This is a genomic window from Shigella sp. FC1567 (assembly GCF_001743015.1).
Lineage (GTDB): Bacteria > Pseudomonadota > Gammaproteobacteria > Enterobacterales > Enterobacteriaceae > Escherichia > Escherichia coli.
In genome coordinates, this window is the sequence record NZ_MIIV01000128.1 from 1 (window position 1) to 5,975 (window position 5,975).

Here is a 5,975-nt window from a genome sequence, read left to right on the forward strand (position 1 = left end):
ATATTCGCCCTGACTTTCCAGAACCATACGAATCGCCCTCTGACGGACTTCGGGGGAAAAACGAGTATTTTTAGTCATCCTGTTTACCTCTTTCTCAGGAAGTTTAGTCTCCAGGATTCCCGGGGCGGTTCATCCCCGGATCTTTTGCGCGGGCGGTTTCCAGCACATGGCGGTAATGCTCCGGCGTGATGGCCCGCTTCGTACCGTTACGGGATGCGCCAGACAGGCCCAGCGAGCGGTTATTCAGTCGCTCACTCTGCGCCAGCCTGTCACGCCCGGCCTGTTTCAGAATGCAGCGCACCGCCGCCATCTCATTTTGCAGGGAACGCTTCGTGATACCCTGCGCCAGTCGTTCACGAACATATCCCTCAATATACCGCGCCTTAAGCTGCTCCACCCGGCGGATCTGCACATTCTGTGCCAGAACCAGACGCTCACAAAACCGCTGCACCAGCTTAATACGGTCGTGAACGGTCTTATGGCTGCCGCCCGCCTGTTGTGCCAATCGCTTCATTTCCTGCTCCAGAATCCCCATACATTCCCCCTTTCATGATTGCCGCAAACTCATCCCCAAAAACTCAACACTGATACAGCGTTCCCCGGCGCACAGGCCGATAGCCCCTGAGTTTTGTCGGGGCTGCGAACGATACCTGAGCGCCGGGGCGGCAGCCGTTGAGGTGTGGTGGGGCTTCGGTTGTGCTCTCAGAGCAGCCGCCCGCTTGCGCGGGTCATCCCCCGGATCGTCCAGATCCGCCTCGGTATCGGTTCATATTCTCCTTATGGGTAAATGGCCTAAAAAGGCGGTGTCAGAATCCAGCCATGAGCTGGCGCAGTTGAGTTTTCTGGTGCAGGTCGAAAGGGCTTGCGTGCGTCACTTTCCCGCTTTGCGCGGTTAAAGTGACGCACGGATCTGGTGCAGCATCTGAGATTTATCGTCTGGTGCAGTTTTACGGTCACGCGGCAGCAAAGCCTGACGGCAATGCAGGCCGCAGCCCGTAAGGTAAAAGGCGCTGAGGGTGTCAGCAGATGCAGGTTAGCCGGGAGAATTCCGGCGCGGTGCAGATTCAGACCAGCAGGCTGGCGAAGTAAAAGGATGTATCGTATTAAAACTCTGGCCTCCGTCGCGATGTTCTGCGACCCGGTGTTTGCAGAGGTCTGCACCGGTAAACGGATCGACCGTCCTGATAACAGGCGCTTCTTTCAGGTTGTGAAGCGTTGGGCGCTGTCTACGACAGCATAGAGCAAGGGGGAGACTACGCCTGTGCCGCTGGCGCGGAAAGGAGAAACTGTTTTTACCTGCAAAAGGATTTTTTAATCACTTGTTGTTATAAAAAATGAGGGCGCTGTATGTGACAGCGCCCTCGTTCAGGTTACATAAAAAATATCAGCTCAGAATAGCTTACAGTCGAGCCAGCACCTCATTCACGACAGCATCGGGTATACGTTCCAGCCGCTTACCGCTCCGAGCTCCCATATCAATGGTTCTGGGCTGGTCGCAGCGAATAACGCCCGTTGTTTTTGTTCCCGCCCCGTCCAGTGAAACGGTAAAACCGGCTTCGCGGGCAAAGTTTCCGCCGCTGGTGACAGGGACAACAACAGGCAACCGGGTGAACGTGTTAAACGATGCCTTCGATACGATGAGTACCGGACGTTTTCCACTTTGTTCATGGCCAGTGGTGGGATCCAGTGAAACGAGCCAGATTTCTCCTCTGTCCATCTACAGGATCTCCTTGCCCACCGCAGGCGCATCAATCCATTCCCGACCCTCTTCGCTTATTTCAGCGTGCGGATCGCACTGCGCCAACAGTTCTTCGAGCGAATAGCGGGGACGTTTTTGAGGTTCAATAATCAGGCAGCCATTATCAATGGTCATGCCCACTTCGCTGTCCGTCGACAGCCCTAGCGTTTTCAGCACTGCGGGGGGAACCGCCAGCATGACGGATCCGCCAACCTTTTTCAGGCGAGTGGTATACATAGAGCACCTCCGGATATTATATTTTAATATAACATCCATGATAGACGATGCACAACTATTCATCAGATTCATTGTGGTTTCCTTAGTGTAATAAAGCGTGAAGAAAGCCTTAATCCATCGGAAGACAGATCCGGCAGTTTTCAAAGGCGACATTGCCGGTAAAAGGGCAACCGTCCTGATACATCAGGCGCTTCTTTCAGGTCATGAAGCATTTCGTACAGGCGGGAGCTTAGTGCGTAACAAAGAAGGCCGATAATAGGAAACTGCTTTTGCAGTTCAAAGGATTATGACGGTTCGGATAAACAAAATGCGGCGCAGCTTCCGTATCCGGGCTGCGCCGCAGGAACATCAGCGGTAGCGCGAAGGCCAGATTTGCTCAGGCTTGATGCCTAACGCTTCGGCAATTAACCTTTCGCCTTTGGGCCAGCGGCGGGTAAGCGCATTAGCCAGCGTGGAGGACGCCAGACCTGCCTGACGCGAAAGCGCTGACAGCGAAGTGCCTCGTTTTTTCAGCCCGGCGATAATGTCGGCAGGATGCCAGTCCTGCAGCATCATGCAGCCACCTCGTCGATAAACTTCACGCCATCGGCGGTGCGGAGCCAGCGCGGGGCTTTCATTTCGGCGGCAAAATACCAGACCAGTTCACATAATAAGCCTGTTATCGTCTGCTCCACTTTTGGCTGCATCCCCTGCCCGATAAGAAGTTGCGCCAGCGTCAGTGAGTAATCACAAAGTAATTCTGCGTCGGGGACAAATCGGGGCATATCGGCAGGTAGAGCATCAACGGTCAGGCTGTCAGTCAGATGAGACGGGATGGGGTCGTTCAGCGTGGGTTGCAGCAAAGTGAGACAGGCGGCAAGTCGCCCGCAAAGCGCCAGCCGCAGCACCGGATCTTCGCTTTCGATCAGGGTTTCGGCGACGTTTTCGCAGTGGTCTGCCAGTACGGTAAAATCTGTGGCAGCACTGAAGGGAACAGCAAGTAACGGGTGTGTCTGAGTGGGGATCGTAGCCATAAAGGCAGCCTCCAGTATGTGGTTTGAAAACCACCACCAGAGGTTCCAATCTCATGGGTGGTGGACTGAACGAGGTTGGAACTACCGGCCATACTGGAACCGGCGCACCTTACGGTGCCCCCGCCCAGCCCACCATAATTTTGGTGTAGCTAAGCGCGCGACATAAAAAAAGACGCAGACGCGTCACGTGTCGCCAGTATGGTTATATTTCGGGGTTCCAATCCCGGCACCTGATTTTGCAGGTGCGGGTAAAAGATACCGCTTTCGGTTGAAAACGGCAAGGGGAAGTCGTGGAATAGAGATCGCAGATTGTTATAAATATACACAATAGTTAATGTTAACAAAGACGGCACATATATTAACTTTACTCTCAATCTGCTGAATAGTTTATCGCATGTAATTCTCGGGTCATATAGTGGATACCCTCCTTCTTTTCTTTCATCCCCTCTTGCCTCACCATAAAAGCAAACGAAAAAATTGCTGAACGAGTTATCTGAAGTAAATGCTCAAAATGGTGAATAAAATCACTTTCTTTGATAAAAAGAATATCTTCTATTAGTTGATAAGATTCGTAAATGTCCTCAGGTTTATCACTTTTATGTACAACTAAAAACTTATGCTCTAAACCATTGCGCCATTCTTTATAGAAAGCCAACTCCCCACCCTTATCTTTATTCAGGTCGGTAGCAATACTGTACAGCGCCAGAAGCCCTGGTGATTTTACCTTTTCAAATAATTGTCTTCTGTTATCAACATCTAACTGCCAGAAATTCTGAAAATAGATATTCTTCTGAGGTGTACCTTTTTTTGTTGTTGGGTAAAGATTATAAAGTTCACATATGGCTACCGCAATTTTATCAAGAATACCAAAGCAAAGACGAAATGCCGTCCTGATTTTTTCAATTTCTATTCCTAAAACTTCGTCATTATACAATTCCAGAAAATGGCTTTCGTACTTAATGTAATCCGTATTTTGTGGATGAAGATAATCAAAATAAAGATGGCGTGCGAGTGAAAACTCCGATTTAAGGCGATTTAATACCATCTCCATGGGAATGATAAAATCACCTGTTACACCGCCTCGCGAAGCAATCACAAGATCATCTGTAGCACTCCCTACACATGGGCAATACAGGCCATGTTCTGATAAAGTCAGATGATTTCTAAGACAAAACTGTCGATATGGGCTTAACACTTCGAACTCTTGTTGTGTAAGTGCTTCATCGTGTTCGTCAGTTTCATCATCAACAGCATATTCTGCGATTTTCTCGTTAGTCTGCGCTATGCGTTCTAAATAGAACGATTCCCATTGTGGTGGGATATTTTTTGATACAGACGCTTTAATATATCCTGCTCTCACTTCTTTTAGTAACTTGATTGAAAATGAAGATGAAATAAGATTGAGGACCATAAGTGACATCGAACGGTTGACCCAAGCCTGTGGTATATCTAATCCCTTAAGATTGGTAAGATCATAATATCTCAATGACTCACTGAGCCGAAATTGACTTCTTAATGAATTAGCCAAATTAACAGATAGTTCAGCCTGAAATTCCTCCTGCTCCTCAGCAGATAGCTTAAAAGAACGCCAGTAGATATTTTTTAAGGAAACCAATTCTTCTATCGATTTGAATGTATGGTCATTGGGGTTAGTAATGCTCACCAGATTAGATAGCGCATTACCATAGTTATAATAGTAAAGGCACTCTCCTAACACTGATATAAATGCTTCTTTGTTATCTTCCATCAGGTTGCAACCAAGCTCTGACGCATTTTTATTATTTTGCATCTGCCCGATGTCAACAAGAGCACCCGCAATGTTCGCCAATACTATAAAGTAGTTATCGTTCCTGATTGTTATTCTTTCCAGTTTGTTCAGGAACGCAACTGACTGTTGATAAGATTCGTCAAATCTTCCAATATCAACCAGTTGGCTAATGAAATTACTTTCATCGACAAGTTCTTTTGTTATCAAAATAAATTTTCCTTATACAGAGGATTTCGGTGCTTCAACAGGAGGTATGCCCTCACAGGAGACATCTATAACTATCGCTGATAAGCGGTCTCTTTTATCAACCGGCACAGTTTCATTAAGCATATTTTCCATTGCACTGGCGTTTTCAGGTTGAGATGTATTTTTCGCCAAATGAGGCAGGGAATTCGGTCGAGCAGAACCAAACCAAAAAACCAGATAGATACCGTGACCAGCAGCATCGGGGTTTTTAGTATAAAGCTTGTCCAATTGCCCATTAAGTGCAGTCCAGACATCACGATGATAATCACGCTTTATCTCGATAGGTATTTTTATCTGCGGTAGTGAAACAATGATATCTGCCCTTTTATCAGAAACCATGTGTCCTTCTGGTTCACAGCTTATTTTTTATGGATTAAGCCGGACACGGAGTAAATCCAGAAAAATATTACGGCAACTCTCTTCAGGTTTAGGCGTTAGGGTACGGCCATAGCTGTCTTCATTCCAGAATTGCTTATAAATATCGGTATTTTCATTGGCAATTCGGTTAGAAATATCCCGTATATGATCAAGCAATAATGAGTAAAGATCCATTATGTTGGCAGGCGTTTTATTCATCAATGTACTTACAGTCTGCTTCCAGTCGGCATGATGGAACTGTGATTCTCTATAACGAATTTTCTGATTGCTTTGGGCATGTGAGAGATGATCCCGATAACTTTCACATTCAGGCAGCAGTAATAAGCGCTCAAGTACTTCACTAGCATCGTATTGAAGTGGTCAACAAAAACTGGCCACCGAGTTAGAGTTTTTCCAGTATCGATTTTCCGATTCGTTTGGGGGTAACCCACCGTTATATTCGTGCGGTCTTAGTGCGCTGTAATATCCAACGATATAGTCCGTTATGGCGTGAGCTGCCTCGCTGAAGCTTACGTAACCCACCACCGGCATCCATTCGTTCTTCAGACTCCTGAAGAAGCGTTCCATTGGGCTGTTATCCCAGCAGTTTCCGCGC

Annotated in this window: 7 protein-coding genes and 1 pseudogene; all 8 read right to left on the minus strand. The window is 47.5% G+C overall.

Going from position 1 to position 5,975, the window contains the following annotated elements; genetic code table 11:
- Positions 1–130: 130 nt before the first annotated feature.
- Positions 131–535, minus strand: a pseudogene (locus tag BHE85_RS09720) (phage integrase N-terminal domain-containing protein); the annotation flags it as partial.
- A gap of 864 nt (positions 536–1,399) precedes the next feature.
- Positions 1,400–1,717, minus strand: a complete 318-nt coding sequence (locus BHE85_RS09735) for a type II toxin-antitoxin system PemK/MazF family toxin (RefSeq protein WP_000373726.1) — start codon at positions 1,715–1,717, stop codon at positions 1,400–1,402.
- Complete coding sequence (locus BHE85_RS09740; RefSeq protein ID WP_000288814.1) at positions 1,718–1,975, minus strand: AbrB/MazE/SpoVT family DNA-binding domain-containing protein; 258 nt, start codon at positions 1,973–1,975, stop codon at positions 1,718–1,720.
- A 348-nt stretch (positions 1,976–2,323) separates the two neighbouring features.
- Complete coding sequence (locus tag BHE85_RS09750) at positions 2,324–2,530, minus strand: helix-turn-helix domain-containing protein (protein WP_000979502.1); 207 nt, start codon at positions 2,528–2,530, stop codon at positions 2,324–2,326.
- Complete coding sequence (locus tag BHE85_RS09755; protein WP_000201268.1) at positions 2,527–2,988, minus strand: hypothetical protein; 462 nt, start codon at positions 2,986–2,988, stop codon at positions 2,527–2,529. The genes BHE85_RS09750 and BHE85_RS09755 overlap by 4 nt, the downstream gene beginning before the upstream one ends.
- Before the next feature lie 370 nt (positions 2,989–3,358).
- On the minus strand, positions 3,359–4,963 hold the full coding sequence (locus tag BHE85_RS09760; protein ID WP_000628841.1) for an LA2681 family HEPN domain-containing protein: 1,605 nt from the start codon (positions 4,961–4,963) through the stop codon (positions 3,359–3,361).
- Between the two features lie 12 nt (positions 4,964–4,975).
- Positions 4,976–5,341, minus strand: coding sequence for a hypothetical protein (locus BHE85_RS09765; RefSeq protein ID WP_000253098.1), 366 nt, complete (start codon positions 5,339–5,341; stop codon positions 4,976–4,978).
- A gap of 399 nt (positions 5,342–5,740) precedes the next feature.
- Positions 5,741–5,975: integrase core domain-containing protein (locus BHE85_RS09775; RefSeq protein ID WP_146627965.1), on the minus strand; the 235-nt coding region annotated here is incomplete at its 5' end.

What these genes read in the sequence shown, in the direction of transcription:
- BHE85_RS09735 (WP_000373726.1), bottom strand. Translation starts at nt 1,717, where the DNA reads ATGGACAGAGGAGAAATCTGGCTCGTTTCACTGGATCCCACCACTGGC.
- BHE85_RS09740 (WP_000288814.1), bottom strand. Translation starts at nt 1,975, where the DNA reads ATGTATACCACTCGCCTGAAAAAGGTTGGCGGATCCGTCATGCTGGCG.
- BHE85_RS09750 (WP_000979502.1), bottom strand. Translation starts at nt 2,530, where the DNA reads ATGATGCTGCAGGACTGGCATCCTGCCGACATTATCGCCGGGCTGAAA.
- BHE85_RS09755 (WP_000201268.1), bottom strand. Translation starts at nt 2,988, where the DNA reads ATGGCTACGATCCCCACTCAGACACACCCGTTACTTGCTGTTCCCTTC.
- BHE85_RS09765 (WP_000253098.1), bottom strand. Translation starts at nt 5,341, where the DNA reads ATGGTTTCTGATAAAAGGGCAGATATCATTGTTTCACTACCGCAGATA.